The following is a 25,039-nucleotide window of genomic DNA, read 5'->3' as shown; positions in this document are numbered from 1 at the left end:
TCAGGGCTCCGGGTGAATCAGAACGGTAGTTGGAGATCAGGTGCAACACGCTTCAACTGGACGTGGAAAACGTCCTTGATGCGCGAAAGTTCTGCCTCGTCATCGGCCTCGAAACGCAGGACCAGCACCGGTGTGGTGTTGGAAGCGCGAACCAGGCCCCAGCCTTTGGCATAGTCGACTCGCACGCCGTCAATGGTGGTCAGGTCGGCGCCTTCGCCCCACTTCGCGTCGTGCAATGCATCAATGATGCTGAATTTGCTCTCTTCGGTCACATGGATATTGATTTCCGGCGTAGAAATATCGTTCGGGAAGGTCGCGAACAACTCTTCGGCCGTGGATTTCTCCTTGCTCAGGATCTCCAGCAACCGCGCGGCGCTGTAAATACCGTCGTCGAAACCGAACCAGCGCTCCTTGAAGAAGATGTGCCCGCTCATTTCGCCGGCCAGCAGGGCGCCGGATTGTTTCATTTTTTTCTTGATCAACGAATGACCGGTTTTCCACATGAGCGGACGACCACCGTATTCCTTGATCAGCGGGATCAAGCGGCGAGTGCATTTAACGTCGAAGATAATTTCGGCGTTCGGATTGCGCGCCACCACGTCACGGGCGAACAGCATCAACAGGCGGTCCGGAAAAACGATGCTGCCAGTGTTGGTCACCACGCCGACGCGGTCGCCGTCGCCGTCGAAAGCCAGGCCGATATCCGCATTGGTTTCCTTGACCTTGGCGATCAGGTCGACGAGGTTTTCAGGCTTGCCCGGGTCCGGGTGATGGTTAGGGAAGTTGCCATCGACCTCGCAGAACAGCGGGATGACTTCGCAGTTCAGCGCCTCGATCAATTGCGGGGCGATCACGCCGGCTGCACCGTTGCCGCAGTCCACCACGACTTTCAGGCGACGGGCCAGTTTGATGTCCTGGACGATTTCGGTGTTGTAGCGATCAAGGATCTCGACCCGGGTGATGCTGCCCTTGCCGCTGGTCAGGTTGTTGGTCTTGAGGCGGTCATGCAGGGCCTGGATCTGTTCGTTGGCCAGGGTATCCCCGGCAATGACGATCTTGAAGCCGTTGTAGTTCGCTGGGTTGTGGCTGCCAGTGAGCATCACCCCGGATTTGCCGGCCAGCACGTTGGCGGCGTAGTACAGCGCGGGCGTTGGCACCAGGCCGACGTCGCTGACGTGGCAACCGCTGTCGGCCAGGCCTTGAATCAGCTGTTCAACCAGCTCGGGGCCGGACAGGCGACCGTCACGGCCAACGGATACATTCGGTTCATCCTGGGCCAGGCTCTGTGCGCCGATGGCGCGACCGAGCCAGTAAGCCGTTTCGGCGTTGAGAAATTCCGGGACGGTGCCGCGTATGTCATAGGCACGGAAAATACTGTCGGGGAACTTGGGGGCAACGCGCACTGGGGTGCTCATCTGGGGAAATGCTCCATATTGAAAGTGGCTGGACCTGCCTGCGAACGACTCGACGGCAGGTTCAAACTGAAAGGTATGACGGCGTTTTTCGCCCAGAGTTCGTGGTGCGAAAAGGCCATGCCAGCGACGCGAGCGGCTTTGGGCCGTTCAATCCATTGATTTCAGAGGTATAGCGAACGTATCAGTGACTGCCGGAATGACCGAAACCGCCGGTACCACGCTGGGTTTCGACAAACTCTTCAACCATCTCGAAATGCGCCTGCACCACCGGCACCAGCACCAGCTGCGCCAGGCGTTCGCCGACGGCCATGGTGAAGTCGGTCTGGCCACGGTTCCAGCAGGAGACCATCAGCGGTCCCTGGTAGTCGGAGTCAATCAGTCCGACCAGGTTGCCCAGGACGATACCGTGTTTATGGCCCAGGCCGGAGCGCGGCAGGATCAGCGCCGCCAGGTTCGGGTCGCCGATGTAGATCGACAGGCCAGTGGGGATCAGTACCGTTTCACCCGGCTTGATCACGATGTCCTGCTCCAGCATGGCGCGCAGGTCGAGGCCGGCGGAACCTGGCGTGGCGTACTGTGGCAGCGGAAATTCGGTACCGATGCGGGGGTCGAGGATCTTGGCTTGCAAAGCGTGCATGTAAATTAAACCTGGTTCAGACGTTCGGCGATAAAAGTGATCAGCTGGCGAGCAATCTTGCTCTTGCTGGTCTGGGCGAAGAGTGTGGCGTGAAGTTCACGGTCGATTACGCTGCAGGCGTTTTCTTCGCTGTTGAAGCCAATGCTCGGGTTGGCGACGTCGTTGGCGACGATCAAATCGAGGTTCTTGTCTTTCAGCTTGCGGGCAGCGTAGTCGAGCAGGTGTTCGGTTTCGGCGGCGAAACCGACGCTGAACGGACGGTCGGGGCGTGTAGCGATGCTGGCCAGGATGTCCGGGTTGCGCACCATTTGTAGCAACAAGCCGTCGCCGTTCGTAGGATCTTTCTTGAGTTTCTGTGGTGCGACGACTTCTGGGCGGTAGTCCGCGACCGCTGCCGAGGCGATAAACAGGTCGCAAGGAATCGCCGCTTCGCACGCGGCGAGCATGTCGCGGGCGCTGACTACGTCGATGCGCGTAACACGGTCCGGGGTCGGCAGATGCACCGGGCCCGTGATCAGGGTTACGCGGGCGCCGGCTTCAACCGCCGCTTCCGCCAGGGCAAAGCCCATTTTTCCGGAGCTGTGGTTGGTGATGTAGCGCACCGGGTCGATGTTTTCCTGGGTAGGGCCGGCGGTGATTAGCACGTGCTTGCCGGTCAATGCCTGGCGCTGGAAGCAGTCTGCCGCGCATTGAGCCAGCTCCGTCGCTTCGAGCATGCGCCCAAGGCCGACGTCGCCGCAGGCCTGGCTGCCCGAAGCTGGACCGAAGGCCTTGATGCCACGGTTTTCGAGGGTTTGCAGGTTGGCCTGGGTGGCCGGATCGCGCCACATGGCCTGGTTCATCGCCGGAGCGATGGCAACCACTGCGTCGGTGGCCAGCACCAGCGTAGTCAGCAGGTCATCGGCAATGCCCTGGGCCAGGCGCGCGATCAAATCCGCGGTGGCGGGGGCGATCAGCACCAGATCGGCCCATTTGGCCAGCTCAATGTGGCCCATCGCCGCTTCGGCCGCCGGGTCCAGCAGGTCCAGGTGCACTGGATGCCCGGACAGGGCCTGCATGGTCAGCGGAGTAATGAATTCAGCGCCGCCACGGGTCATGACCACGCGCACTTCCGCGCCCTGATCGATCAGGCGGCGAACCAGGTCGGCGCTCTTGTAGGCAGCGATACCGCCGCCGACGCCCAGAACAATGCGTTTCCGATACAGCCGCTGCATAGGCCTGCCTTTCATTTTCGTTGATGACTGCGTTGCGATACCCCCTCCCCAGGAGTGAAATCGCCCGCAAAAAAGATGGGCTACGATATCACAGCGACCGCTACGGAACAGCGGCGCCCACAGACAGGGAGGTGCTATGAGTATTCGCGATTGGCCGGCGTCGGAACGGCCGCGGGAGAGGTTGCTTGAACAGGGCTCGGGAAGTCTTTCGGACGCCGAGTTGCTGGCGATATTTTTACGAACTGGCGTGGTGGGTAAAAGTGCCGTCGATCTGGCGCGACACCTGTTGAATCAGTTTGGCAGCCTGCGTTTGCTGTTGGAGGCCGACCAGGAAACGTTCAGCAAGCAGTTGGGGCTCGGTCCGGCGAAATTCGCGCAGTTGCAGGCTGCTCAGGAAATGAGCAGGCGTCACTTGGCTGAGCGTGTGCGCGAAAAATCGGCACTGGAAAATCCGCAGGCGGTGCGTGAATACCTCAAGTCGATGCTGCGTCATGAGCCCCACGAGGTATTTGGCTGCCTGTTTCTCGACTCCAGGCATCAGGTCCTGGCGTTTGAGGTGCTGTTTCGTGGCTCGATAGACAACACCAGCGTTCACCCGCGGCAAGTGGTCAAGCGTGCATTGGCTCACAATGCGGCGGCACTGATCCTCTGTCACAACCATCCGTCAGGCAACACTGACCCCAGCCAGGCTGACCGGATGCTGACCAAGCGCCTGCAGAAGGCGCTGGACCTCATCGATGTGCGGGTGCTCGACCATTTCATCATTGGCGATGGCAACCCGCTGTCGATGGCGGAGTACGGGTGGATGTGACCCCCCCCGTGTAGGAGCGAGCATGCTCGCGATGGTGGTAGGGGCACCGCTTTCTTTCAGGCGGCCCTTGTCATCGTTGACGACCATCGCGAGCATGCTCGCTCCTACAGGGTTTTGTGTCGGGTGGCCTATTTGATGTTGACCTTCGAGTAATCCTGTCGCCCAAACGGGCTGACCGAGTATCCCTCGACGGCCTTGCTGGTCAGGGCGAAGGCGGTTGGATGCGCCAGGGGCAGCCACAGTGCCTGTTGCTGGATCTGCGTCTGGGCCTGTTCGTAGAGCTTGGTGCGCACGCCTTGCTCACCGGTGGTCTTGCCGGCATTGATCAACTTGTCCAGGTCCTGGTTGCAATAGCGCGCAAAGTTGGTGCCGGACTTGACGGCTGCGCAGGAAAACTGCGGCGTGAGGAAGTTATCCGGGTCACCGTTGTCACCCGCCCAGCCCATGAACAGCAAGTCGTGTTCGCCAGCTTTGGCGCGGCGAATCAACTCACCCCATTCGATGACGCGGATTTCGGCCTGAATGCCGATTTCCGCCAAATCGGACTGAAGCAGTTGAGCGCCGAGGCTCGGGTTAGGGTTCAGCAGGCTGCCGGAAGGACGGGTCCAGATGGTGGTCTGGAATCCCTCCTTGAGCCCGGCCTTAGCCATCAACGCCTTGGCTTTCTCGACGTCATGCGGGTAACCCGGCAATGTTTTCGCATAGCTCCAGGTGTTGGGCGGGTAGGGGCCGTTGGCGGGTTCAGCGGTGTCTTCGAACACGGCCTTGACGTAGTTGGCCTTGTCGAAGGCGAGGTTGATCGCCTGGCGCACTTCGGGTTTGTCCAAAGGCGGGTGCTGACTGTTGATGGCAACGAAGGCGGTCATGAAGGCGTCAGTCTTTTCGACTTTCAGCGTCGGCTCCTTCAGCGCCGCCTGGACATCCAGAGGCTTGGGCGACAGCGCAATCTGGCATTCATTGCGGCGCAATTTCTGCAAGCGCACGTTGGCGTCAGGGGTAATGGCAAAGATCAGCGGATCGACCGAGGGCTTGCCGCCAAAGTACTCGGCGTTGGCTTTGTAGCGAACGGTGGCGTCCTTCTGGAAGCGCGTGAATACGAACGGGCCAGTGCCGATCGGTTGGTTATTGAGCTTTTCCGGCGTGCCGGCTTTCATCAGCTTGTCAGCGTACTCGGCCGAGTAAATCGAGGCGAAGCCCATGCTCAGGGTGGCGAGGAAGGTGGAGTCCGGGTGATCCAGGGTAAAGCGTATGGTCAGGGGGTCCAGTGCGTCGATCTTATTGATCAGTGCGGGCAATTGCATCGACTGAGCATGGGGGAAGCCGCTCTGGGCGACTTTGTGCCATGGGTTGGCCGGATCGAGCATCCGGTCAAAGCTGAACTTCACGTCCTCGGCGGTCAGTTCACGCGTTGGGCTGAAGTAGTCGGTGCGATGAAATTTCACCTGGGGGTGCAACTTGAAGATGTAGGTCAGGCCATCCGGTGTGACCTCCCAACTGTCCGCGAGGCTGGGGACAACTTTGCCGCTGGCATTGTCGAAGTCCACCAATCGGTTCATCAGCACGTCAGCCGAAGCGTTGGTGGTGGTCAGCGAGTTGTATTGCACCACATCGAACCCTTCGGGGCTGGCCTCGGTGCAGACGCTCAGGGCGGCGGCGTAGGCCTGTGGGCCCAGCAGGAGCGGGGCAAGCAACAGCGGTAGGGCAGCGAGGCGCATGGTCGGGTTCCTTTACAGATCGAAGGCCCATCTGCAAGTGCAGTCTGGAAAAGGCTTACCCTAGTGGGCTGGATTGCAAATGACTATCCCCTTTTTCGTTTTCAGGGGACTATAGCCGATCGATTCTGGCGAGCGCTGGTTGGGAAAAAGCTGGATCGGCTTGTTGCGCAGATTCTCTGCGACGAGCGGTCGCAAGCGACGATAGCCTTGATCCAAGGCGCCTGGCGCCTGAAAAACAGGGTTTTTATCAACTCAGCGCACACTGAATGTTGTTGCTCTCTAGTCTTTCTGGTATAAAGCAGCGCTCTTTTCTAGGGGCCCGGTTCCTTCGTTTGTAGGTGTAGCCGGTAAGACCCTTAAAGAAACGCGGCGCCTGGCGCCAAATGACTGAGAGATTAAGCGGCCAACCCATGCCGGGTTGGGCATGTGGTTTTAGAGGGCTGAGGCATGTCGAGAGTCTGTCAAGTTACCGGTAAGGGTCCGGTGACTGGGAATAACATTTCCCACGCAAATAACAAAACCCGTCGTCGTTTCCTGCCGAACCTGCAGCATCACCGCTTCTGGGTTGAAGAAGAGAAACGTTTCGTGCGTCTGCGCGTATCTGCCAAAGGCATGCGCATCATCGACAAGCGTGGCATCACTGTCGTGCTGGCCGAAATCCGCGCCGCTGGCAAGATCTAAGGGAGCTAATCATGCGTGAATTGATTCGTTTGATTTCGAGCGCCGGTACTGGTCATTTCTACACTACCGACAAGAACAAGCGTACTACTCCGGACAAAATCGAGATCAAGAAATTTGATCCGGTTGTTCGCAAGCACGTGATCTACAAGGAAGGCAAAATCAAGTAATTGATTTTTCCTGACTTACGAAAAAGGCCCGTATCGCGAGATACGGGCCTTTTTTGCTGCCTGCAAAAAAATCAGGCTTTCTGTTCAAACGCCACATAGATCTTGCGGCACGGCTCCAGCACTTCCCAGGTGCCACGGAAGCCTGCCGGGATCACGAAGCGATCGCCCGCGCGTACGGTTTTGCTGTTGCCGTCGTTGTCACGCAACACAGAAACACCCTGAACGATTTCGCAGTATTCGTGCTCGGTGAAATTCACCAGCCACTGGCCGACCGCGCCTTCCCACACACCGGCATTCAACTGTCCGCAAGGGCTGTTGTAGTGGTTGTACACGGCTTGCTCGGGATCGCCTTTGAGAACTTTCGCCGGGTCTGGGCGATAGCGTTCGACGGCAGTGGTGGCCTGGCTGAAGTCTACGATGTTCTGGATGCTCATTATTGTATTCCCCCGTCTTTGCGGTGCGAGTGGCTGGTAATGTTTAAGTCTATGTTTATTAAAATGAACATCGCAAGGCCGTTTGCCGGTGTTATGTCAAATATATTGAAACTTCACCTGCCGCTGGTTTAGGGTGGTGGTTGCCTTGGGCCGCAAGCTGGCTGGCCGGGCAGAATTCCTGACAGCGCCCGCGAAGAACGCGGGTGTCGTATTCAATAAGAGGAGGACACTCGCATGACCACCCTGACTCGTGCCGACTGGGAGCAACGCGCTCGCGATCTGAAGATCGAAGGCCGCGCCTACATCAATGGTGAATACACCGATGCCGTCTCCGCCGAGACCTTCGAGTGCATCAGCCCGGTCGATGGGCGCCTGCTGGGCAAGATCGCCAGCTGTGACGCCGCCGATGCCCAGCGCGCTGTTGAAAACGCCCGCGCCACCTTCAACTCTGGCGTCTGGTCGCGCCTGGCGCCGACCAAGCGCAAAGCCACCATGATTCGTTTCGCCGGCCTGCTGAAACAGCACGCCGAAGAGCTGGCCCTGCTTGAAACCCTGGACATGGGCAAGCCGATCAGCGACTCCCTGTACATCGACGTTCCTGGCGCGGCGCAAGCACTGAGCTGGAGCGGCGAAGCCATCGACAAGATCTACGACGAAGTGGCGGCAACCCCGCACGATCAACTGGGTCTGGTCACTCGCGAGCCAGTCGGTGTTGTCGGTGCCATCGTGCCGTGGAACTTCCCGTTGATGATGGCGTGCTGGAAACTCGGCCCGGCGCTGTCCACCGGTAACTCGGTGATCCTCAAGCCGTCGGAAAAATCCCCGCTGACTGCCATCCGCATCGCTGCCCTGGCCGTCGAAGCCGGTATTCCGAAAGGCGTGCTCAACGTGCTGCCGGGTTACGGTCACACCGTCGGCAAGGCCTTGGCCCTGCACAACGATGTCGACACCCTGGTATTCACCGGTTCAACCAAGATCGCCAAGCAACTGCTGATCTACTCCGGCGAGTCGAACATGAAGCGCGTCTGGCTCGAAGCCGGTGGCAAGAGCCCCAACATCGTGTTCGCCGATGCACCGAACCTGCAAGAAGCCGCCGAAGCCGCTGCGGGCGCCATCGCGTTCAACCAGGGCGAAGTCTGCACCGCTGGTTCGCGCCTGCTGGTGGAACGCTCCATCAAGGATAAATTCCTGCCGCTGGTGATCGAAGCCTTGAAGACCTGGAAGCCTGGCAACCCGCTGGATCCGGCGACCAATGTCGGCGCGCTGGTCGATACCCAGCAGATGAACACTGTGCTGTCATACATCGAGTCTGGCCATGCCGACGGCGCCAAACTGGTGGCCGGTGGCAAGCGTACGCTTCAGGAATCGGGGGGCACCTACGTTGAGCCGACCATTTTCGACGGCGTAAGCAACGCGATGAAAATCGCCCAGGAAGAAATCTTCGGGCCAGTGTTGTCGGTCATCACCTTCGACAGCGCCGAAGAAGCCGTCGCCATCGCCAACGACACGCCTTACGGCCTGGCCGCCGCGGTGTGGACTGCCGACATCTCCAAGGCTCACCTGACCGCCCGCGCACTGCGTGCCGGTAGCGTCTGGGTCAACCAGTATGATGGTGGCGACATGACGGCGCCGTTCGGTGGCTTCAAGCAGTCCGGCAACGGTCGCGACAAGTCGCTGCATGCGTTCGACAAGTACACCGAGCTGAAGGCGACCTGGATCAAGTTGTAATGTGACGCGAGCCCTGGCTATGCCGGGGCTCAACGCAGACCCCCTGTGGGAGCGAGCCTTTGTGGTGAGGGGATTTATCCCCGTTCGGCTGCGAAGCAGTCGCAAAGCCAGTGCAAGCGGTGTATCGATACTCCGCTGTTGCAGGTTTTGGGGCCGCTTCGCGACCCAACGGGGATAAATCCCCTCGCCACAAAGGCCCGCTCCCACATTGCTTTGTGCCGCCTGTAAAAATAACAATCCACAGGAGCGTGGAACATGCGTTGGGCGACGTATTTCGCCGTATTGGCGTCTGTCTTAAGTGTCGGCCTGGCCCTGGGTGTCAGCATGCCGCTGGTGTCGTTTCGCCTGGAAAGCTGGGGATACGGCTCGTTTGCCATCGGCGTAATGGCCGCGATGCCGGCCATTGGTGTTTTATTAGGCGCGAAGATTTCCAGTCACCTGGCAGCGCGTCTCGGCACGGCCAATCTGATGCGCCTGTGTTTGTGGGGTGGGGCTGTGTCCATCGGCCTGCTGGCAATGTTGCCCAGCTATCCGATCTGGCTGGTGCTGCGCTTGTTGATCGGCGTGGTTCTGACCCTGGTCTTCATCCTCGGTGAAAGCTGGATCAACCAACTGGTGGTCGAGGAGTGGCGCGGGAGGCTGGTGGCGCTGTACGGCAGTAGTTATGCGTTGAGCCAATTGGCTGGGCCGATATTGCTGGGCGTCCTCGGCACCCAGCACGATTATGGCTTCTGGGTTGGCGTCGGATTGCTGGTGGCGGCACCGTTGCTGTTGTTGGGCCGCAGTGGTGCGCCCAGTAGCGAGGCCTGCAGCGTGACCTTCGGTGATTTGCTGACCTTCTGCCGTGGCCTGCCGGCGATTGCCTGGGCGGTGTCGCTGTTCGCGGCGTTCGAAGCGATGATCTTGACGTTACTGCCGGTGTATTGCCTGCGCCAGGGCTTCACCACGGAAATCGCCCTGGCGATGGTCAGCACGGTGGTGGTGGGGGATGCTTTGCTGCAATTGCCCATCGGCGCGCTGGCGGACCGGATGTCGCGCCGAGCATTGTTCACCTGGTGCGCGGTAGTCCTGTTGGTGTCGAGCCTGGCGATCCCGCTGCTGATCGACACTCTGATGATCTGGCCGCTATGGGTGCTGTTCGGCGCCAGTGCTGGCGGGCTGTTTACCTTGTCGCTGATCCTGATTGGCGAGCGTTATCGCGACGATGCGCTGGTCCGAGCCAATGCCCACATCGCGCAGTTGTGGGGCATCGGTTGCCTGCTCGGGCCGTTGATCGCCGGTGCTGGCAGCCAGTGGATCAGCGGGCACGCGTTGCCATTGCTAATGGCGGCGGGAGCGTTTAGCCTGGTGATTCTGCTGTCGCGCCAAGGGGCATTTGGCGCCGTACAGCCAGCATAAGATCAAAAGATCGCAATCTTCGGCAGCGCCTGCAGGCGATCGCATTTCAGTGGCAGGACTGCCGAACGCTCGGGTCTTTTAAAGCATGCGCTCCAGTCCCACTGTAGTGCTGAGCCAGGCATTGAAGCGTCGCCACCAACTGGCCGGCTCTTCGGTGAGGGTGTGCATCTTGCCGTCGTCTTCGGTCACCCATACCACTTGGCCATTCTCCAGCCGCGCCTGATAACTCAGGGCTGGCGCCATGCCTTCCAATGCCAGTTCGCGCACGCGGGCCGCGAGTTCCGGGCTGTCCACCAGCACGCCGACTTCGGTGTTCCACAGTACCGAGCGTGGATCGAAGTTGAATGAACCGATGAAGGATTTCTGTTGGTCGAAGATGATCGCCTTGCTGTGCAGGCTGGAGTCGGACTCGCCATAGGACCTGCGGGAAAACAGGCGCGGTCCGCTGCCGCTTTCATCGCCGGGCTGGCGGCGCAGTTCGAAGAGTTGTACGCCATGCTCCAGCAACGCCTTGCGATACGGGGCGTAGCCGCCATGCACCGCCGGTACGTCCGTGGCCTCCAATGAATTGGTCAGCAACCTCACCGACACGCCGGCATCGGCGCGGCCGGTCAGATACACCAGGCCCGGCTGACCGGGCACGAAATAAGCGGAAATCATCACCAGTTCTTTACTGACGCCATCGAGTTCGGGTGCTAATTGGGTGGTCAGCAGCAGGTGCGGGTCTGGCTCGCCGTCCGCAAGCACTTTGCTCGGTGCATCCCACAACGCCTGGTTCCAGGCCCAGATCAGCTCTTTGCGCCAGGTATCCAGGCGCGGGTCCGTGGCAAACTTCCTCAACTGCTGAAAGAGCGCATGGTTCTGTTTGCGTGATTGTTCCAGGGATTCTTCCAGTCGGGCCCGGGTATTTTTCAGGTCCTGTGCGGTCGGTTTGCTCGACAGAAACTGTTCGACCGGTTTGCTCAGGGCGCTATTCCAGTATTGGTCGAAACTGTGCCCGAGCTGCTCCGCGACCGGGCCGACGCCGAGGATGTCGATGTCGGTAAAATTCAGATTGGGTTCGGCATCGAAATACTCGTCACCCAGATTACGCCCGCCGACGATGGCCATGCTGTTGTCCGCCAGCCACAGCTTGTTGTGCATGCGCCGATGTTGTTGTGACAAGTTGAACAAGCGACCCATGGTACGCGTTACGCCGGTGCTGCGCCCCAGGTGCAAAGGGTTGAACACTCGAATCTGGATCTGCGGATGCGCTGCAAGCGTGGCGATGGTGACGTCCTGGCCGTCACTGGTGGTGTCGTCGAGCAGGATGCGCACACGCACCCCGCGGTCGGCGGCCTTGAGCAATTCCTCCACCAGCATCCGCGTGCTGACGCCGTCATGCACGATGTAGTACTGCAAATCGAGACTACCTTGGGCGTTGCGGATCAGTTCGGCGCGGGCGGTGAAGGCTTCGGTGCTGTCCGATAGCAGGCGAAAGCCGGATTTCCCTTCATGGGGTGCCGCCTGCGCCTGGACCGAACGGCCAAATGCCGAAGCGCTCGCCGGCAGCGCCTGGCTTTGTTCGCGCTGCACGTCGAGGCTGGCGCAGCCGCCAAGGAACGAAGCAAGTAACACCAGAGCTAGCAGGGGCTGTCTGATTCTCACGTGGGACCGTTCCGATTGGCGGCAGATGTTGGTATATGGACGCTAATTTGCGCAGAAAGGTCAGTCAGTCAGCCCGTTGGTTTGCGCCAGCAGTTGGATGGCAGCGGCGCCGACCTTGCGCACAGCTTCTTCAATCTGTGCTGTTGGTTTGGCAGCGTAGTTCATGCGCAGGCAATTGCGGTACTTGCCCGAGGCAGAAAAGATGCTGCCGACGGCAATCTGTACGCCCTGATCGTGCAAGGCGCGATTGAGTTTCAGGGTGTCGAAGCCTTCCGGCAACTCGACCCACAGCATGAAACTGCCTTGCGGGCGGCTGGCGCGGGTGCCTGCGGGGAAATACCGCGTGACCCAATCGATCATCGCGTCGCGATTGCGCTGGTATTGCGTGCGCATGCGCCGCAAATGCGGTTCGAAATGACCGGCCTTGAGAAACTCGGCGATGGCAATCTGTGGCTGCGGCGCGGTCGAGCCGGTGCTGATGTATTTCATGTGCAGCACGCGCTCCAGATAGCGTCCCGGCGCCACCCAGCCAATGCGCAGGCCGGGAGCGAGGGTTTTGGAAAACGAACTGCACAGCAGGACACGACCGTCTTCGTCGAAAGATTTGATGGTGCGCGGGCGAGGATAGCTGTAGGCCAGCTCGCCATACACATCGTCTTCGATGATCGCCACGTCAAAGCGCTGTGCAAGCATCAAGAGTGAGCGTTTGCGCGACTCCGGCATGATATAGCCCAGCGGGTTGTTGCAGTTTGGGGTCAACTGTATGGCCTTGATCGGCCACTGTTCCAATGCCAGTTCCAGTGCATCCAGGCTGATCCCGGTGAGCGGGTCGGTGGGGATTTCCAGGGCTTTCATCCCCAGGCCCTTGAGGGTTTGCATGGCGCCATGAAAGCTTGGCGAATCCACAGCCACAATATCGCCTGGCTCGCAGATCGAACGAATGCTGGTGGACAGCGCCTCGTGGCAGCCAGTCGTTACCACCAGGTCGCCGGGGGCCAGTTGGCAGCCGGAATCGAGCATCAGCCGGGCGATCTGCTCGCGCAGTTCCAGATTGCCGTGGATGTTGTCGTAATACAGGCCGGGCATGTCTTGTCGGCGGCTGAGCTGCGCCAGGCCGCGCAGCAGCGGCTTGAGGGTCGGCGTTGTGATGTCTGGCATGCCGCGACCCAGTTGCACCACATCCTTGCGCGGCACCGCACGGATCAGCTCCAGCACCTGGTCCCATTGGGAAATGTCTACCGGCCGCTGAGCCGGGCGACCCACCGCTGGAAGTTCGGGCAGATCGCGGCTGACCGGCACGAAATATCCGGATTTAGGCCTTGGCGTGGCCAGTCCGCTGTCTTCCAGCACGCGATAAGCCTGCTGCACCGTGCTCAGACTGACGCCGTGTTCAACACTCAGCGCGCGCACCGACGGCAATCGGTCACCGGGGCGATAGAAGCCTTGTTCGATTCGCGTGCCGAGCAGTTCGGCGAGGTTGACGTAGAGAGTCATGGTGCAGTCTCGTCTGAGGTCGTGGGATTGACCAGTACAGATGGAGCAAAAAATCAGGATTCAGTACTTACAGCGTTAAATCTGTATGGAGATAATACACTTTGGTTGAATCTGTAATGCTTTTCGCCGTCCACGCATCATGAAAGCTCTGGCTACCCAAGTAAACAGGAGCAATCAAAATGAACGGCTTGAGCGATGTGCGGCTGACGTTACACAGTCAGGAGCTGACGGCAGGGCAGGATCACGGTGCGCGCGAGGCGGACATGCGCGGCGCGCCTTTGAAGCGCTGGGATCGGTTCTGGCGTCGTCTGCACACGCGCAAGGCATTGCTCGAACTGACACCTGCTCAGCTCAAGGATGTCGGGCTGACGCGTGAGCAGGCGCGGGAGGAGGGGCTTAAGCCTTTCTGGAGAGTTTGAACATTGCGGTGTTCATTCGATCCATTCGCGGGCAAGCCCGCTCCCACAAGGACCGCGTCGGTCACAGATGTTTTGTACGACGCGGCTCCTGTGGGAGCGGGCTTGCCCGCGAAGAGGCCCGGTGAGCCGAAACCAAACGATCAGACCAACTCTTTGAGCCGATGCCACAACATCCCCAACGCCAACAACGGCGAGCGCAAATGCTTACCGCCGGGGAAAGTAATGTGCGGCACCTGGGCGAACAGATCGAAGCCACCGCTGTGCTGCCCGCTAATGGCCTCGGCCAGCAACTTGCCCGCCAGGTGCGTGGCGTTCACCCCGTGACCGGAATATGCCTGGGCGTAATACACATTTGGCTGATCTTTAAGTCGTCCGATCTGCGGTAGACGGTTGGCGCCGATTCCGATCATCCCGCCCCACTGATAATCGATCCTCACGTCGGCCAATTGCGGGAAGACGTCCAGCATTTTTGGCCGCATATAGGCGGCGATATCTTTCGGGTCCCGCCCCGAGTAATGGCAGGCACCGCCGAACAGCAGGCGGCGATCCGCCGAGAGTCGATAGTAATCCAGCGCCACCCGCTGATCGCAGACCGCCATGTTCTGCGGCAACAGTGCGTGGGCCAGTTCTTCGCTCAAGGGTTCGGTCGCGATGATATAGCTGCCGGCGGGCAACACCTTGCCGCTGAGTTCGGGATTGAGCTCATTGAGGTAGGCGTTGCAGCCCAGTACCAGCGTCTTTGCCCGGACCGAGCCTGTGGCTGTGTGCACCTTGACCTCGGGGCCGTAGTCGATGCGCGTGACGGCCGACTGTTCGAACAGTTTCACGCCCAGTTGCCGGGCGGCGGCGGCTTCGCCCAGCGCCAGGTTCAGTGGGTGCAGATGCCCGGAACCCATGTCGATCAAACCGCCGACGTAGCGGTCGGAGCCCACTACGGTGTGCATTTCATGGGGTTGCAGCAGACGGGTTTCGTAGCGGTAGCCGAGGCTGCGCAATTCTTCGGCGTCTTCGGCGAAACCTTCGAGATCACGGGGCTTGTTGGCCAGGTCGCAGTAACCCCACGTCAGGTCGCAGGGGATCAGAAAACGTTCGACCCGCTGTCGGACGATTTCAACTGCTTCCAGGCCCATGAGCTTCATCTGACGTACACCGTCGGCGCCTATCACGTTGGCAAACTGATCAAGGCCATGGCCAACCCCGCGAATCAGTTGCCCGCCATTGCGGCCGCTGGCGCCCCAGCCGATTTTATGGGCTTCCAGCAGCACCACGCTCAGGCCGCGTTCCGCCAGTTCCAGCGCTGTGTTCAACCCGGAGAAACCGCCCCCGACCACGCAGACGTCAGCCATCTGTTCGTCGGACAGCACCGGATAGTCAGGCTGAGGCAGGCTGCTGGCGGCGTAATAGGAGGCGGTGTGCCGGTGATTCGGGACAGGCTGATGGGCACGGCCATTCATGTGCGTGATCCTGATGGGTGTGTCTAGAAAATTCGACGGAGCATAAGCCGGACCTCGAAGGCGGGCAACACTGGTCGCTCGGTGCTGTCTGGTTGGGGATTTTTAAGTCAGAATCTGCCTCTGTTTCGAGATCGGTAATAGTTTGGATGAGCTGCAACAGTCAGAAAATTCGCACGTTGCGCCAGCAGATTCCCTCGTTCGAGTGCGTCCCCGGCTGCCATGACTGCTGTGGTCCGGTAACAACCTCGCCGGAGGAAATGTCCCGCCTGCCACGCAAGAGCCGCGCCGAGCAGGATGCGGCGATGGATGAACTCAACTGCGTCCATCTGGGGCCGAACGGCTGCACGGTGTATGACGAACGGCCGCTGATCTGTCGGTTGTTTGGCACTACTAAAACACTGCCATGCCCGAATGGGCGGCGGCCGGTAGAGCTGATTCACCCTCGGGTCGAGAAGCAGATCCATGAATACATGGCCAGCACCCGGCAGGTTCTTGTTTGATCGTTCCCACGCTCCGCCTGGGAACGATCCATGTCGAGTCAATCCGGAATCGGCAGGCTCAAGCTCTCTTTCACCTCTTCCATCACGATATAGCTCTTGGATTCGCGCACATGCGGCAGCTTGAGCAGGATGTCGCCCAGCAGTTTGCGGTACGAGGCCATCTCCGATATCCGCGCCTTTACCAGGTAGTCGAAATCGCCTGATACCAAGTGGCACTCCAGGACGTGGGGCAGTTTCAGCACGGCGCGTCGGAATTCTTCGAAGGTATCACCGGACTTGTAGTCGAGGCTGATCTCGACGAATACCAGCAGGCTTCCCTTGAGGTGCTGCGGATTGAGCCGGGCGTTGTAGCCCATGATGATCCCTTCGCGCTCCAGGCGCCGCACCCGCTCGGTACAGGGCGTGGTCGAGAGCCCGACCTTTTCCCCAAGTTCCGTAAAAGATATGCGCCCATCCGCTTGCAGGATCCGCAGGATATTGCGGTCGATCTTGTCCAGCTCACGTTTGGTTTGAGTGTTGGTACGCATAGGGGATGCGCCTCCGTGAAAAGGGTTTTTGCCGAGAATTGTCGCCAAATATAGGCGCTTATATAGTGAAAAGCACTGGCAAATCTTTTTTACACTGCGCACATCCGAAGCTTTGAACAACAAACGTCAGCGGTTAGCCGCGATGAGGGAAATGAAAATGCGCGTTATGGTCTTGGGTAGCGGCGTCATCGGTACCACCAGTGCTTATTATCTGGCACGCGCCGGGTTTGAAGTGGTGGTAGTGGACCGGCAGCCGGCTGCTGCCATGGAGACCAGTTTCGCCAACGCCGGGCAGGTCTCGCCGGGCTATGCCTCGCCGTGGGCCGCGCCGGGTGTGCCGCTCAAGGCTATCAAATGGCTGTTGCAGCGCCATGCGCCCCTGGCGATCAAGGCCACTGCCGACATCGATCAGTACCTGTGGATGGCACAGATGCTGCGCAACTGCACCGCCAGCCGCTACGCGGTGAACAAGGAGCGCATGGTCCGCCTGTCCGAGTACAGCCGTGACTGCCTTGACGAACTGCGCGCCGAAACCGGTATTGCCTACGAAGGCCGCAGCCTGGGTACTACTCAATTGTTCCGCACCCAGGCTCAGCTCGATGGCGCTGCAAAAGACATCGCCGTGCTGAAAGAGTCCGGCGTGCCGTTCGAACTGCTTGACCGCGAAGGCATTGCCCGCGTCGAGCCGGCCCTGGCCAATGTGACCGACATCCTCGCCGGTGCCCTGCGCCTGCCGAACGACCAGACTGGCGACTGCCAGATGTTCACTACCAAGTTGGCAGAGATGGCCACTAACCTTGGCGTGCAATTCCGCTTTGGCCAGGACATCCAGAGCCTCGACTTCGCCGGTGACCGCATCAACGGTGTGTGGATCGATGGCAAACTGGAAACCGCTGACCGCTACGTGCTGGCGCTCGGCAGCTACTCGCCGCAATTGCTCAAGCCGCTGGGCATCAAGGCGCCGGTGTATCCGCTCAAGGGTTACTCCCTGACCGTGCCGATCACCAACCCGGCGATGGCCCCGACTTCGACCATTCTCGACGAGACCTACAAAGTCGCGATCACCCGTTTCGACAACCGTATCCGCGTTGGCGGCATGGCGGAAATCGCCGGTTTTGACCTGTCGCTGAACCCGCGTCGGCGCGAAACCCTGGAGATGATCGTCAACGACCTTTATCCTCAGGGCGGCAATCTGGCCGAGGCCAGCTTCTGGACCGGCCTGCGTCCGACCACGCCGGACGGCACGCCGATTGTCGGCGCTACCCCGTTCAAGAACCTGTTCCTGAACACCGGTCACGGCACCCTCGGTTGGACCATGGCGTGTGGCTCTGGCCGCTTGCTGGCCGACCTGATGGCCAAGAAAAAGCCGCAGATCAGCGCCGAGGGGCTGGACATCTCCCGGTATGGCAGCAATCGTCAGGAGCCTGCAAAACATGTCAATCCAGCGCCGGCTCACCAGTGAGTCCACGCTAGGCGCGCTGCGAAAGCGATAATGCGAGATCCCTCTCCCGGTGCTACTGGCGGTTATCGCCGCCCGCAGCGCCGGTTTTTTATTAACCGACCGACCAGAAGTCTGCCGCCATGCGTCCTGCCCGTGCCCTGATCGACCTCCAAGCCCTGCGTCACAATTACCAGATCGCCCGTGAAGTCACGGGTGCCCGTGCTCTTGCGGTGATCAAGGCCGATGCCTACGGCCATGGCGCGGTGCGTTGCGCCCAGGCGCTGGAAGCCGAGGCGGACGGGTTTGCCGTGGCCTGCATCGAAGAGGCCCTGGAGTTGCGAGCGGCGGGCATTCGTGCGCCCGTCCTGCTGCTGGAAGGTTTTTTCGAAGCCAATGAGCTGCCGCTGATCGTCGAGCATGATTTCTGGTGCGTGGTGCATTCGCTGTGGCAACTCGAAGCGATCGAGAAAGCTGCATTGAGCAAGCCGATCACGGTCTGGCTCAAGCTCGACTCGGGCATGCATCGGGTCGGCCTTCATCCGAAGGACTATCAGGCAGCCTATCAACGGCTGCTGGCCAGCGGCAAAGTTGCGAAGATTGTGCTGATGAGCCATTTCGCCCGTGCTGACGAATTGAACTGCCAGGCCAGTGCCGAGCAGGTCGCGGTCTTCGAAGCGGCGCGTCAGGGCTTGTCGGCCGAAGTCAGCCTGCGAAACTCCCCGGCGGTGCTGGGTTGGCCGCAGATTCCCAGCGACTGGGTTCGCCCGGGGATCATGCTGTACGGCGCCACGCCGTTCGAGGAAGCCAACGCCGTGGCCTCGCGCCTGCAACCGGTGATGACCCTTGAATCGAAGGTGATCAGCGTCCGTGAATTGCCTGCTGGAGAGCCGATCGGCTACGGCGCCAAATTCATTACCCAGAAGCCGATGCGCGTTGGCGTGGTGGCCATGGGTTATGCCGATGGCTATCCGCGGCTGGCGCCGACCGGGACGCCAGTATTGGTCGCCGGGCAACGCAGCCAGTTGATCGGCCGGGTGTCGATGGACATGCTGTGCGTCGATCTGACTGACATTCCACAAGCAGGCCTGGGCTCGACCGTCGAGTTATGGGGCAAAAACATCCTCGCCAGCGACGTGGCCATCGCCGCCGGCACGATTCCGTACCAGATCTTCTGCAACCTGCGCCGGGTGCCAATGCTCTATTCCGGGAGCTAGGGCAAAGCCGCCCAGACCGGAAGTCGCCTCGCCGAACAGGATTCAGGTCAAGGTGTTGTAAATACTGAACGCTGTCGCCATGATAACGCTCAATATTCCAACAACCTGAATCCTTGGAGGCGCAAGCTTGGACGTCGGTGAACGACTGCAATCAATCCGCAAGCTCAAAGGTCTTTCCCAGCGTGAGCTCGCCAAACGCGCGGGCGTCACCAACAGCACGATTTCGATGATCGAGAAGAACAGCGTCAGCCCCTCGATCAGTTCGCTGAGGAAGGTGTTGGGCGGGATTCCCATGTCCATGGTCGAGTTCTTTTCCGAAGAAATCCTGCAGGAAATACCGACTCAGATCGTCTACAAAGCCAACGAGCTGATCGATATTTCCGATGGTGCAGTGACCATGAAACTGGTCGGCCGGGCTCACCCGAGCCGCGCTATCGCATTCCTCAATGAAATCTACCCTCCAGGCGCCGATACCGGTGAGGAGATGCTCACCCATGAGGGCGAGGAAACCGGGATTTTGCTGGAAGGGCGACTGGAACTGGTGGTCGGGCTTGAAACTTTTGTGCTCGAAGCTGGCGATAGCTACTACTTTGAAAGTACCAAGCCGCATCGTTTCCGTAATCCATTCGATGCGCCGGCGCGACTAATCAGCGCAGCAACACCCGCGAACTTTTAAGGAAAGAGGCGTCCTGCCAGCACGGCAGAGGCACTTGAGCCGTTTGACCGTTGCGCAACAAGACCCCTTCGACTTTGGGGTTGTTTCAGTGTCGCGGGCTTACCGCTATACTTGCGCCCGCCTGCGAACCGTGGCCGTAGGCGTGACTAGCCACCATTGAGGGTGAACGCGTGAATCTAATTATGAAAATGCTGGCCGTACCAGCAACCGTATTGGCCCTCTGGGCTGCCAGCGCTCAAGCTGCGACCAATGACGAAATCGCCAAGCGCCTTGAGCCAGTCGGCCAGGTCTGTGTCCAGGGCAAAGAGTGCAAGGGCATGGAAGTCGCCGCTGCTGCTGGCGGCGGCGGTGGTGCAAAAACCCCGGATGAGGTGATTGCAAAACATTGCAACGCTTGCCACGGTTCAGGCTTGTTGGGCGCACCGAAAATCGGTGATGCCGCCGCCTGGAAAGAGCGTGCCGATCACCAGGGCGGCCTCGACGGCATCCTGGCCAAAGCCATTACCGGTATCAACGCGATGCCACCTAAAGGCACCTGCGCCGACTGCTCCGACGCCGAGCTAAAAGGCGCCATCCAGAAGATGTCCGGCCTGAAATAAGCCTGAGTCTTCCTGCTGAAAAGCCGCTTTCGAGCGGCTTTTTTTGTGCCTGCGATTTCGTTAATCGCTCCTACAGGGTTTCCTGTGTGGGTCGATTGTTTTTAATGGGCTGGTCAATGCAGCAAAGACCCGGCAAGCTCGGTCCAACCTCACTCATGGAATGTACGGGAGGATCGGATGGTACAGCTGTGTTCTATCGAGCAAGCGGTCGATGAAGTGTTGGCGAGGTTGCCGGCGCATATTCACATGGGCTTGCCCTTAGGATTGGGTAAGCCCAATCACTTCGTCAACGCGCTGTATCAACGAATTGCTCAGTTGCCTGAGCGACGGCTGACGATTTACACCGCGTTGTGCCTGGGACTTCCGCCCTTGGGCGATGGCTTGCAAAAGCGCTTCCTTGAACCCTTTATCGAACGGGTTTTCGGCGATTATCCGGAGCTGGAGTTCCTCGCCGACCTGCGTCGCGATGATCTACCGGGCAACATTCACATCCAGCAATTCTTCATGCAGCCCGGCAGTCTGCTCAACAGTGCCACGGCGCAACAGGATTACGTCAGCAGCAACTACAGCCATGCCGCCCGGGACATTAACGCTGCCGGTTTGAACTTGATTGCTCAATTGGTGGCCAGTCATCCCGAACATCCCGATCGCTTGAGCTTGAGTTGCAACCCGGACATCACCCTCGACCTGCTGCCGATGATTGCCAGGCGCCGTGCAGAAGGGGAGACGATCCTGATGGTCGGGCAGGTGCACGACGATTTGCCCTACATGCCCGGTGACGCTGAAGTCGGCATCGACACCTTCGACCTGTTGATCGACGAGAAAGACAGCACCACGCTGTTTTCCACGCCGAACATGCCGGTGGGTTTCCAGGATCATTTCATTGGCCTGCACGCCAGCTCACTGGTGCGTGATGGCGGTACCCTGCAGATCGGCATCGGTTCCATGGGCGATGCGCTGACCGCTGCGTTGCTGGCGCGTCAGGCTGACAACGACGCCTATAAGGCTTTACTGAGCGACCTGAATCTCGACCCGTGGGCGCAACTGATTGAGCGCGAAGGTGGCATCGAACCATTCGCCAAAGGCTTGTACGGTTGCAGCGAAATGTTCGTCAACGGCCTTCTGGTGCTGGCTGACGCCGGGATCGTGCGGCGCAAGGTTTACCCGGACGTGCCGACCCAACGGCAGGCCAATGCCGGCACCCTCGACGAAGCGGCGCAAACCGACGGTATTTCGGTGCACGGCGGCTTCTTCCTCGGCCCACGCAGTTTCTATCAGCGGCTGCGCGAATTGCCGCAGAGCAAGCGTCTCGAATTCAACATGACCCGCATCAGCTACATCAACGAACTGTACGGGCAGGAAGAGCTCAAACGCCTGCAGCGGCTCGATGCACGATTTATCAACACCGCGTTTACCGTAACCCTGCTAGGCGCCGGTGTGGCGGATCAGCTTGAAGATGGGCGCGTGGTCAGCGGGGTGGGTGGACAATATAACTTCGTTGTCCAGGGCCATGCGCTGGAAGGTGCGCGTTCGGTGTTGCTGCTGCGTAGTTGGCGTGAGTCGGCGGGTGACGTCAGTTCCAATATTGTCTGGGAGTACGGTCATTGCACCATCCCCAGGCACCTGCGGGACATCGTGGTCACCGAGTACGGCATTGCCGATCTGCGCGGCAAGACGGATGCGGCGGTGATCGAAGCCCTGTTGAACATCAGCGACTCGCGTTTTCAGCCGGGCTTGATCGAGCAGGCACGGAAGGTCGGCAAGTTACCGAAGGATTTCCATCTGGATCCGCGTTTCACCGACAACACACCACAGCGTTTGCAGGCGATTGAAGCGCGTCATTCGCGGTTGTTTCCGGAGTATCCGCTGGGTTGCGATTTCACCGACGTGGAGCGTGACCTGTTGCGGGCGCTGAACTGGCTCAAGAGCAAATTCAAACTCAGCGAAGTGCTGGCGTTGGGCAAGGCTGCGCTCGATGCACCGCAGGCGGCAGCATTCCCGGAACATCTGGAACGCATGCAGCTGGCCAATCCGGAGGGGATGAAGGAGGATTTGTATCAGCGGTTGCTGCTCACGGGCCTCAAGGCCACTACACCGATCTGATCGTTCCCACGCGCAGCAAAGGAATGCCTCTTCGGACGCTCTGCGTTCGACTCTGGATGGGACGCAGAGCGTCCCGGGCTGCATTCCCACGCAGAGCGTGGGAACGATCAATGCGGTGGGCGGCTTTACTCGATGAAGGTCACGACGCCGCCAGCCAGCGACTGCACGCGCGCCAGCGACTCAACGCGATAACCTTGGGCATCCAGCTCCGCACGACCGCCCTGGAACGATTTCTCGATCACGATCCCCAAGCCGGCCACGGTGGCACCGGCTTGCTTGATGATCGAGATCAGCGCCTGGGACGCCTTACCGTTGGCCAGGAAGTCATCGATGATCAGCACGCGGTCGCTGCTGGTCAGGTGGCGCGGAGAAATCGCCACGGTGCTTTCGGTCTGCTTGGTGAACGAGTAGACGGTCGCCGACAGCAGGTTTTCAGTCAGGGTCAGGGACTGATGCTTGCGCGCAAAAATTACCGGCACACCGAGGTTCAGGCCGGTCATGATTGCCGGCGCAATGCCCGAGGCTTCGATGGTGACGATCTTGGTGATGCCCGAATCCTTGAACAGCGTGGCGAACTCATCGCCGATCAGCTTCATCAGGGCCGGGTCGATCTGGTGGTTCAGAAAGGCGTCGACTTTCAGGACCTGATCGGAAAGCACGATGCCTTCTTCGCGAATTTTCTTGTGCAGTGCTTCCATGAAGCTGTCCTCGTTTGGCGCCTTTTGCGCCGAAGGTCTAAATAAATGTGGTCAATTCTAGCGCTTTAACATCGCGCGTATATCCGCCAATGCGCTATTGCCACGCACGGCTTTGACTTCGGTCGGTGTGTCGTCGTTGCCTTCCCAGGCCAGGTCGTCCGGCGGCAGTTCATCAAGGAAGCGGCTTGGTGCGCAGTCGATGATCTCGCCGTATTGCTTGCGCTTGGCGGCAAAGGTGAAGGCCAAGGTCTGGCGCGCGCGGGTAATGCCCACGTAGGCCAGGCGCCGCTCCTCCTCGATGGTGTCGGCTTCGATACTGGAACGGTGCGGAAGGATTTCCTCTTCCATGCCCATGATGAACACGTAGGGGAATTCCAGGCCCTTGGAGGCGTGCAAGGTCATCATCTGCACGCCTTCGGCACCGTCTTCCTCCTCCTGCTGGCGCTCGAGCATATCGCGCAGCACCAGCTTGCCAATCGCGTCTTCGACGGTCATTTCGCCTTCTTCGTCCTTCTCGAGCGTGTTTTTCAACGCTTCGATGAGGAACCACACGTTGCCCATGCGGTAGTCGGCGGCCTTGTCGCTGGAGCTGTTGGTGCGCAGCCAGTTCTCGTAGTCGATGTCCATGACCATGCTGCGCAGGGCCGAGATCGGGTCTTCGCCGGCGCATTGCTCGCGGACCTTGTCCATGAAGCGCTTGAAGCGCGACAGACGATCGGTGAAGCGGCTGTCCAGATGCTCGCCCAGGCCGATTTCGTCGGTGGCGGCATACATCGAGATTTTTCGCTCGGTGGCGTAGTTGCCCAGTTTCTCCAACGTAGTCGAGCCGATCTCGCGGCGCGGCACGTTGATCACGCGCAGGAAGGCATTGTCGTCGTCCGGGTTCACGATCAGGCGGAAGTAGGCCATCAGGTCTTTCACTTCCTGGCGCCCGAAGAAGCTGTTGCCGCCGGACAAGCGATAGGGAACCTGGTGATGCTGCAACTTCAGTTCGATCAACTTGGCCTGATAGTTACCCCGGTACAGGATCGCGAAATCGCTGTAAGGCCGGTCGGTGCGCAAGTGCAGGCTGAGGATTTCCACGGCCACGCGCTCGGCTTCGGCGTCTTCGTTGCGGCAGCGGATCACGCGGATCTCGTCACCGTGACCCATTTCACTCCACAGCTGCTTTTCGAATTCGTGGGGGTTATTCGAAATCAGTACGTTGGCGCAGCGCAGGATGCGGCTGGTGGAGCGGTAGTTCTGCTCCAGCATCACCACTTTCAGGGAAGGGTAGTCTTCCTTGAGCAGCATCAGGTTTTCCGGGCGGGCGCCGCGCCAGGCGTAGATCGACTGGTCGTCGTCACCTACCACGGTGAACTGATTGCGCTTGCCGATCAGCATTTTCACCAGCAGGTACTGGCTGGCGTTGGTGTCCTGGTATTCGTCCACCAACAGGTAACGCACCTTGTTCTGCCACTTTTCCAGGATGTCGGCGTGCTCTTCGAACAGCTTTACCGGCAGCAGGATCAGGTCGTCGAAGTCCACCGCGTTAAACGCCTTGAGCGTACGCTGGTAGTGGGTGTAGACAATGGCGGCGGTCTGTTCCTTGGGATTGCGCGCGTTCTCCAGGGCCTGGGCCGGCAGGATCAGGTCGTTTTTCCAGGCGCCGATCATGTTCTTGATCTCGTCGACGCCGTCGTCGCCCGAGTATTCCTTTTGCATGATGTCGGTCATCAGGGACTTGACATCGGTCTCGTCGAAAATCGAGAAACCGGGCTTGTAGCCCAACCGCGCGTGTTCCTTGCGGATGATGTTCAGGCCCAGGTTGTGGAACGTGCAGACCGTCAGGCCGCGGCCTTCACCGGCGCGCAGCAGGGTGCCGACCCGCTCCTTCATCTCGCGCGCGGCTTTGTTGGTGAATGTCATGGCGACGATGTACTGGGCGCGGATGCCGCAGTTCTGGACCAAGTGGGCAATCTTTCGGGTGATTACGCTGGTCTTGCCGGAGCCTGCACCGGCGAGCACCAAAAGAGGGCCGCCGACATAGCTCACGGCTTCTTGCTGCCGGGGATTGAGTCGGGACAT

General features: G+C 59.8%; 22 protein-coding genes and 1 pseudogene. 12 read left to right on the top strand and 11 right to left on the bottom strand.

Annotated features, from left to right (window positions below; all coding sequences use genetic code 11):
• Positions 1 to 17 precede the first annotated feature (17 nt).
• From HGP31_RS00115 to coaBC, 3 genes and pseudogenes are all read right to left on the bottom strand, one after another.
• Positions 18 to 1,421 (bottom strand): annotated as a pseudogene (locus tag HGP31_RS00115) (phosphomannomutase/phosphoglucomutase); the annotation flags it as partial.
• 175 nt (positions 1,422 to 1,596) lie between these two features.
• Positions 1,597 to 2,052: a dUTP diphosphatase gene (gene dut, locus HGP31_RS00110; protein ID WP_008054604.1), complete on the bottom strand. Its 456-nt coding sequence runs from the start codon at positions 2,050 to 2,052 to the stop codon at positions 1,597 to 1,599.
• Between the two features lie 5 nt (positions 2,053 to 2,057).
• On the bottom strand, positions 2,058 to 3,266 hold the full coding sequence (coaBC, locus tag HGP31_RS00105; RefSeq protein ID WP_020797901.1) for a bifunctional phosphopantothenoylcysteine decarboxylase/phosphopantothenate--cysteine ligase CoaBC: 1,209 nt from the start codon (positions 3,264 to 3,266) through the stop codon (positions 2,058 to 2,060).
• Between the two features lie 136 nt (positions 3,267 to 3,402).
• Here coaBC and radC point away from each other — a divergent pair, with 136 nt between their 5' ends.
• Positions 3,403 to 4,077 carry a RadC family protein gene (gene radC, locus HGP31_RS00100; RefSeq protein ID WP_033041752.1) on the top strand — a complete coding sequence of 225 codons (675 nt, stop codon included), beginning with the start codon at positions 3,403 to 3,405 and terminating at the stop codon, positions 4,075 to 4,077.
• A 128-nt stretch (positions 4,078 to 4,205) separates the two neighbouring features.
• Here the strand turns inward: radC and HGP31_RS00095 are convergent, their stop codons facing one another.
• Complete coding sequence (locus HGP31_RS00095) at positions 4,206 to 5,792, bottom strand: ABC transporter substrate-binding protein (RefSeq protein WP_168756992.1); 1,587 nt, start codon at positions 5,790 to 5,792, stop codon at positions 4,206 to 4,208.
• Positions 5,793 to 6,239: 447 nt separating this feature from the next.
• On the opposite strand from HGP31_RS00095, the gene rpmB reads away from it, so the two are divergent.
• On the top strand, positions 6,240 to 6,473 hold the full coding sequence (gene rpmB / locus HGP31_RS00090; RefSeq protein ID WP_003176907.1) for a 50S ribosomal protein L28: 234 nt from the start codon (positions 6,240 to 6,242) through the stop codon (positions 6,471 to 6,473).
• 11 nt (positions 6,474 to 6,484) lie between these two features.
• Positions 6,485 to 6,640: a 50S ribosomal protein L33 gene (rpmG, locus tag HGP31_RS00085; protein ID WP_007894709.1), complete on the top strand. Its 156-nt coding sequence runs from the start codon at positions 6,485 to 6,487 to the stop codon at positions 6,638 to 6,640.
• Positions 6,641 to 6,711: 71 nt separating this feature from the next.
• Here the strand turns inward: rpmG and HGP31_RS00080 are convergent, their stop codons facing one another.
• Positions 6,712 to 7,074, bottom strand: a complete 363-nt coding sequence (locus HGP31_RS00080; protein WP_008054608.1) for a cupin domain-containing protein — start codon at positions 7,072 to 7,074, stop codon at positions 6,712 to 6,714.
• 234 nt (positions 7,075 to 7,308) lie between these two features.
• Here HGP31_RS00080 and HGP31_RS00075 point away from each other — a divergent pair, with 234 nt between their 5' ends.
• Together HGP31_RS00075 and HGP31_RS00070 are read left to right on the top strand one after the other, a co-directional pair.
• Positions 7,309 to 8,802, top strand: a complete 1,494-nt coding sequence (locus HGP31_RS00075; protein ID WP_020797898.1) for an aldehyde dehydrogenase — start codon at positions 7,309 to 7,311, stop codon at positions 8,800 to 8,802.
• Positions 8,803 to 9,057: 255 nt separating this feature from the next.
• Positions 9,058 to 10,200 carry an MFS transporter gene (locus HGP31_RS00070; RefSeq protein ID WP_168756991.1) on the top strand — a complete coding sequence of 381 codons (1,143 nt, stop codon included), beginning with the start codon at positions 9,058 to 9,060 and terminating at the stop codon, positions 10,198 to 10,200.
• A gap of 78 nt (positions 10,201 to 10,278) precedes the next feature.
• On the opposite strand, the gene HGP31_RS00065 is transcribed toward HGP31_RS00070, so the two are convergent.
• Positions 10,279 to 11,847 (bottom strand): phospholipase D family protein, encoded by a 1,569-nt coding sequence (locus HGP31_RS00065; RefSeq protein ID WP_042955424.1) that lies wholly within the window; start codon positions 11,845 to 11,847, stop codon positions 10,279 to 10,281.
• A gap of 60 nt (positions 11,848 to 11,907) precedes the next feature.
• A complete protein-coding gene (locus HGP31_RS00060) occupies positions 11,908 to 13,341 on the bottom strand; it encodes an aminotransferase-like domain-containing protein (RefSeq protein ID WP_168756990.1) in 1,434 nt (477 codons plus the stop codon).
• Positions 13,342 to 13,520: 179 nt separating this feature from the next.
• On the opposite strand from HGP31_RS00060, the gene HGP31_RS00055 reads away from it, so the two are divergent.
• The gene (locus HGP31_RS00055) at positions 13,521 to 13,760 is read left to right on the top strand and encodes a DUF1127 domain-containing protein (RefSeq protein ID WP_168756989.1); all 240 of its coding nucleotides are present in this window, start codon (positions 13,521 to 13,523) and stop codon (positions 13,758 to 13,760) included.
• Between the two features lie 140 nt (positions 13,761 to 13,900).
• On the opposite strand, the gene HGP31_RS00050 is transcribed toward HGP31_RS00055, so the two are convergent.
• Positions 13,901 to 15,214, bottom strand: coding sequence for an NAD(P)/FAD-dependent oxidoreductase (locus HGP31_RS00050; RefSeq protein ID WP_168756988.1), 1,314 nt, complete (start codon positions 15,212 to 15,214; stop codon positions 13,901 to 13,903).
• 146 nt (positions 15,215 to 15,360) lie between these two features.
• On the opposite strand from HGP31_RS00050, the gene HGP31_RS00045 reads away from it, so the two are divergent.
• A complete protein-coding gene (locus HGP31_RS00045; RefSeq protein ID WP_110748172.1) occupies positions 15,361 to 15,714 on the top strand; it encodes a YkgJ family cysteine cluster protein in 354 nt (117 codons plus the stop codon).
• A 38-nt stretch (positions 15,715 to 15,752) separates the two neighbouring features.
• Here HGP31_RS00045 and HGP31_RS00040 read toward each other — a convergent pair whose 3' ends face one another.
• Entirely contained in the window at positions 15,753 to 16,241 is a 489-nt protein-coding gene (locus HGP31_RS00040; protein WP_003177284.1) for an Lrp/AsnC ligand binding domain-containing protein, read from the bottom strand.
• A 157-nt stretch (positions 16,242 to 16,398) separates the two neighbouring features.
• On the opposite strand from HGP31_RS00040, the gene dadA reads away from it, so the two are divergent.
• From dadA to HGP31_RS00015, 5 genes are all read left to right on the top strand, one after another.
• Positions 16,399 to 17,703 (top strand): D-amino acid dehydrogenase, encoded by a 1,305-nt coding sequence (dadA, locus tag HGP31_RS00035; RefSeq protein WP_033044263.1) that lies wholly within the window; start codon positions 16,399 to 16,401, stop codon positions 17,701 to 17,703.
• Positions 17,704 to 17,822: 119 nt separating this feature from the next.
• Entirely contained in the window at positions 17,823 to 18,896 is a 1,074-nt protein-coding gene (alr, locus tag HGP31_RS00030; protein WP_151143739.1) for an alanine racemase, read from the top strand.
• A gap of 127 nt (positions 18,897 to 19,023) precedes the next feature.
• Positions 19,024 to 19,572, top strand: coding sequence for a cupin domain-containing protein (locus HGP31_RS00025; protein WP_020797889.1), 549 nt, complete (start codon positions 19,024 to 19,026; stop codon positions 19,570 to 19,572).
• Between the two features lie 182 nt (positions 19,573 to 19,754).
• On the top strand, positions 19,755 to 20,171 hold the full coding sequence (locus tag HGP31_RS00020) for a c-type cytochrome (protein ID WP_020797888.1): 417 nt from the start codon (positions 19,755 to 19,757) through the stop codon (positions 20,169 to 20,171).
• 177 nt (positions 20,172 to 20,348) lie between these two features.
• Positions 20,349 to 22,274, top strand: coding sequence for an acetyl-CoA hydrolase/transferase family protein (locus HGP31_RS00015; protein WP_168756987.1), 1,926 nt, complete (start codon positions 20,349 to 20,351; stop codon positions 22,272 to 22,274).
• A gap of 125 nt (positions 22,275 to 22,399) precedes the next feature.
• Here HGP31_RS00015 and HGP31_RS00010 read toward each other — a convergent pair whose 3' ends face one another.
• Together HGP31_RS00010 and rep are read right to left on the bottom strand one after the other, a co-directional pair.
• A complete protein-coding gene (locus HGP31_RS00010; protein WP_020799401.1) occupies positions 22,400 to 22,972 on the bottom strand; it encodes a xanthine phosphoribosyltransferase in 573 nt (190 codons plus the stop codon).
• Positions 22,973 to 23,029: 57 nt separating this feature from the next.
• Positions 23,030 to 25,039, bottom strand: coding sequence for a DNA helicase Rep (gene rep / locus HGP31_RS00005; protein WP_020799400.1), 2,010 nt, complete (start codon positions 25,037 to 25,039; stop codon positions 23,030 to 23,032).

It is taken from the genome of Pseudomonas umsongensis, assembly GCF_012647205.1.
Classification (GTDB): Bacteria; Pseudomonadota; Gammaproteobacteria; order Pseudomonadales; family Pseudomonadaceae; genus Aquipseudomonas; species Aquipseudomonas umsongensis.
The sequence above is the reverse complement of the archived record's forward strand: the minus strand, read 5'-3'. Positions and strand labels throughout refer to the sequence as shown.

What these genes read in the sequence shown, in the direction of transcription:
- dut (WP_008054604.1), bottom strand. Translation starts at nt 2,052, where the DNA reads ATGCACGCTTTGCAAGCCAAGATCCTCGACCCCCGCATCGGTACCGAA.
- coaBC (WP_020797901.1), bottom strand. Translation starts at nt 3,266, where the DNA reads ATGCAGCGGCTGTATCGGAAACGCATTGTTCTGGGCGTCGGCGGCGGT.
- radC (WP_033041752.1), top strand. Translation starts at nt 3,403, where the DNA reads ATGAGTATTCGCGATTGGCCGGCGTCGGAACGGCCGCGGGAGAGGTTG.
- HGP31_RS00095 (WP_168756992.1), bottom strand. Translation starts at nt 5,792, where the DNA reads ATGCGCCTCGCTGCCCTACCGCTGTTGCTTGCCCCGCTCCTGCTGGGC.
- rpmB (WP_003176907.1), top strand. Translation starts at nt 6,240, where the DNA reads ATGTCGAGAGTCTGTCAAGTTACCGGTAAGGGTCCGGTGACTGGGAAT.
- rpmG (WP_007894709.1), top strand. Translation starts at nt 6,485, where the DNA reads ATGCGTGAATTGATTCGTTTGATTTCGAGCGCCGGTACTGGTCATTTC.
- HGP31_RS00080 (WP_008054608.1), bottom strand. Translation starts at nt 7,074, where the DNA reads ATGAGCATCCAGAACATCGTAGACTTCAGCCAGGCCACCACTGCCGTC.
- HGP31_RS00075 (WP_020797898.1), top strand. Translation starts at nt 7,309, where the DNA reads ATGACCACCCTGACTCGTGCCGACTGGGAGCAACGCGCTCGCGATCTG.
- HGP31_RS00070 (WP_168756991.1), top strand. Translation starts at nt 9,058, where the DNA reads ATGCGTTGGGCGACGTATTTCGCCGTATTGGCGTCTGTCTTAAGTGTC.
- HGP31_RS00060 (WP_168756990.1), bottom strand. Translation starts at nt 13,341, where the DNA reads ATGACTCTCTACGTCAACCTCGCCGAACTGCTCGGCACGCGAATCGAA.
- HGP31_RS00055 (WP_168756989.1), top strand. Translation starts at nt 13,521, where the DNA reads ATGAACGGCTTGAGCGATGTGCGGCTGACGTTACACAGTCAGGAGCTG.
- HGP31_RS00050 (WP_168756988.1), bottom strand. Translation starts at nt 15,214, where the DNA reads ATGAATGGCCGTGCCCATCAGCCTGTCCCGAATCACCGGCACACCGCC.
- HGP31_RS00045 (WP_110748172.1), top strand. Translation starts at nt 15,361, where the DNA reads ATGAGCTGCAACAGTCAGAAAATTCGCACGTTGCGCCAGCAGATTCCC.
- HGP31_RS00040 (WP_003177284.1), bottom strand. Translation starts at nt 16,241, where the DNA reads ATGCGTACCAACACTCAAACCAAACGTGAGCTGGACAAGATCGACCGC.
- dadA (WP_033044263.1), top strand. Translation starts at nt 16,399, where the DNA reads ATGCGCGTTATGGTCTTGGGTAGCGGCGTCATCGGTACCACCAGTGCT.
- alr (WP_151143739.1), top strand. Translation starts at nt 17,823, where the DNA reads ATGCGTCCTGCCCGTGCCCTGATCGACCTCCAAGCCCTGCGTCACAAT.
- HGP31_RS00020 (WP_020797888.1), top strand. Translation starts at nt 19,755, where the DNA reads ATGAAAATGCTGGCCGTACCAGCAACCGTATTGGCCCTCTGGGCTGCC.
- HGP31_RS00015 (WP_168756987.1), top strand. Translation starts at nt 20,349, where the DNA reads ATGGTACAGCTGTGTTCTATCGAGCAAGCGGTCGATGAAGTGTTGGCG.
- HGP31_RS00010 (WP_020799401.1), bottom strand. Translation starts at nt 22,972, where the DNA reads ATGGAAGCACTGCACAAGAAAATTCGCGAAGAAGGCATCGTGCTTTCC.
- rep (WP_020799400.1), bottom strand. Translation starts at nt 25,039, where the DNA reads ATGTCCCGACTCAATCCCCGGCAGCAAGAAGCCGTGAGCTATGTCGGC.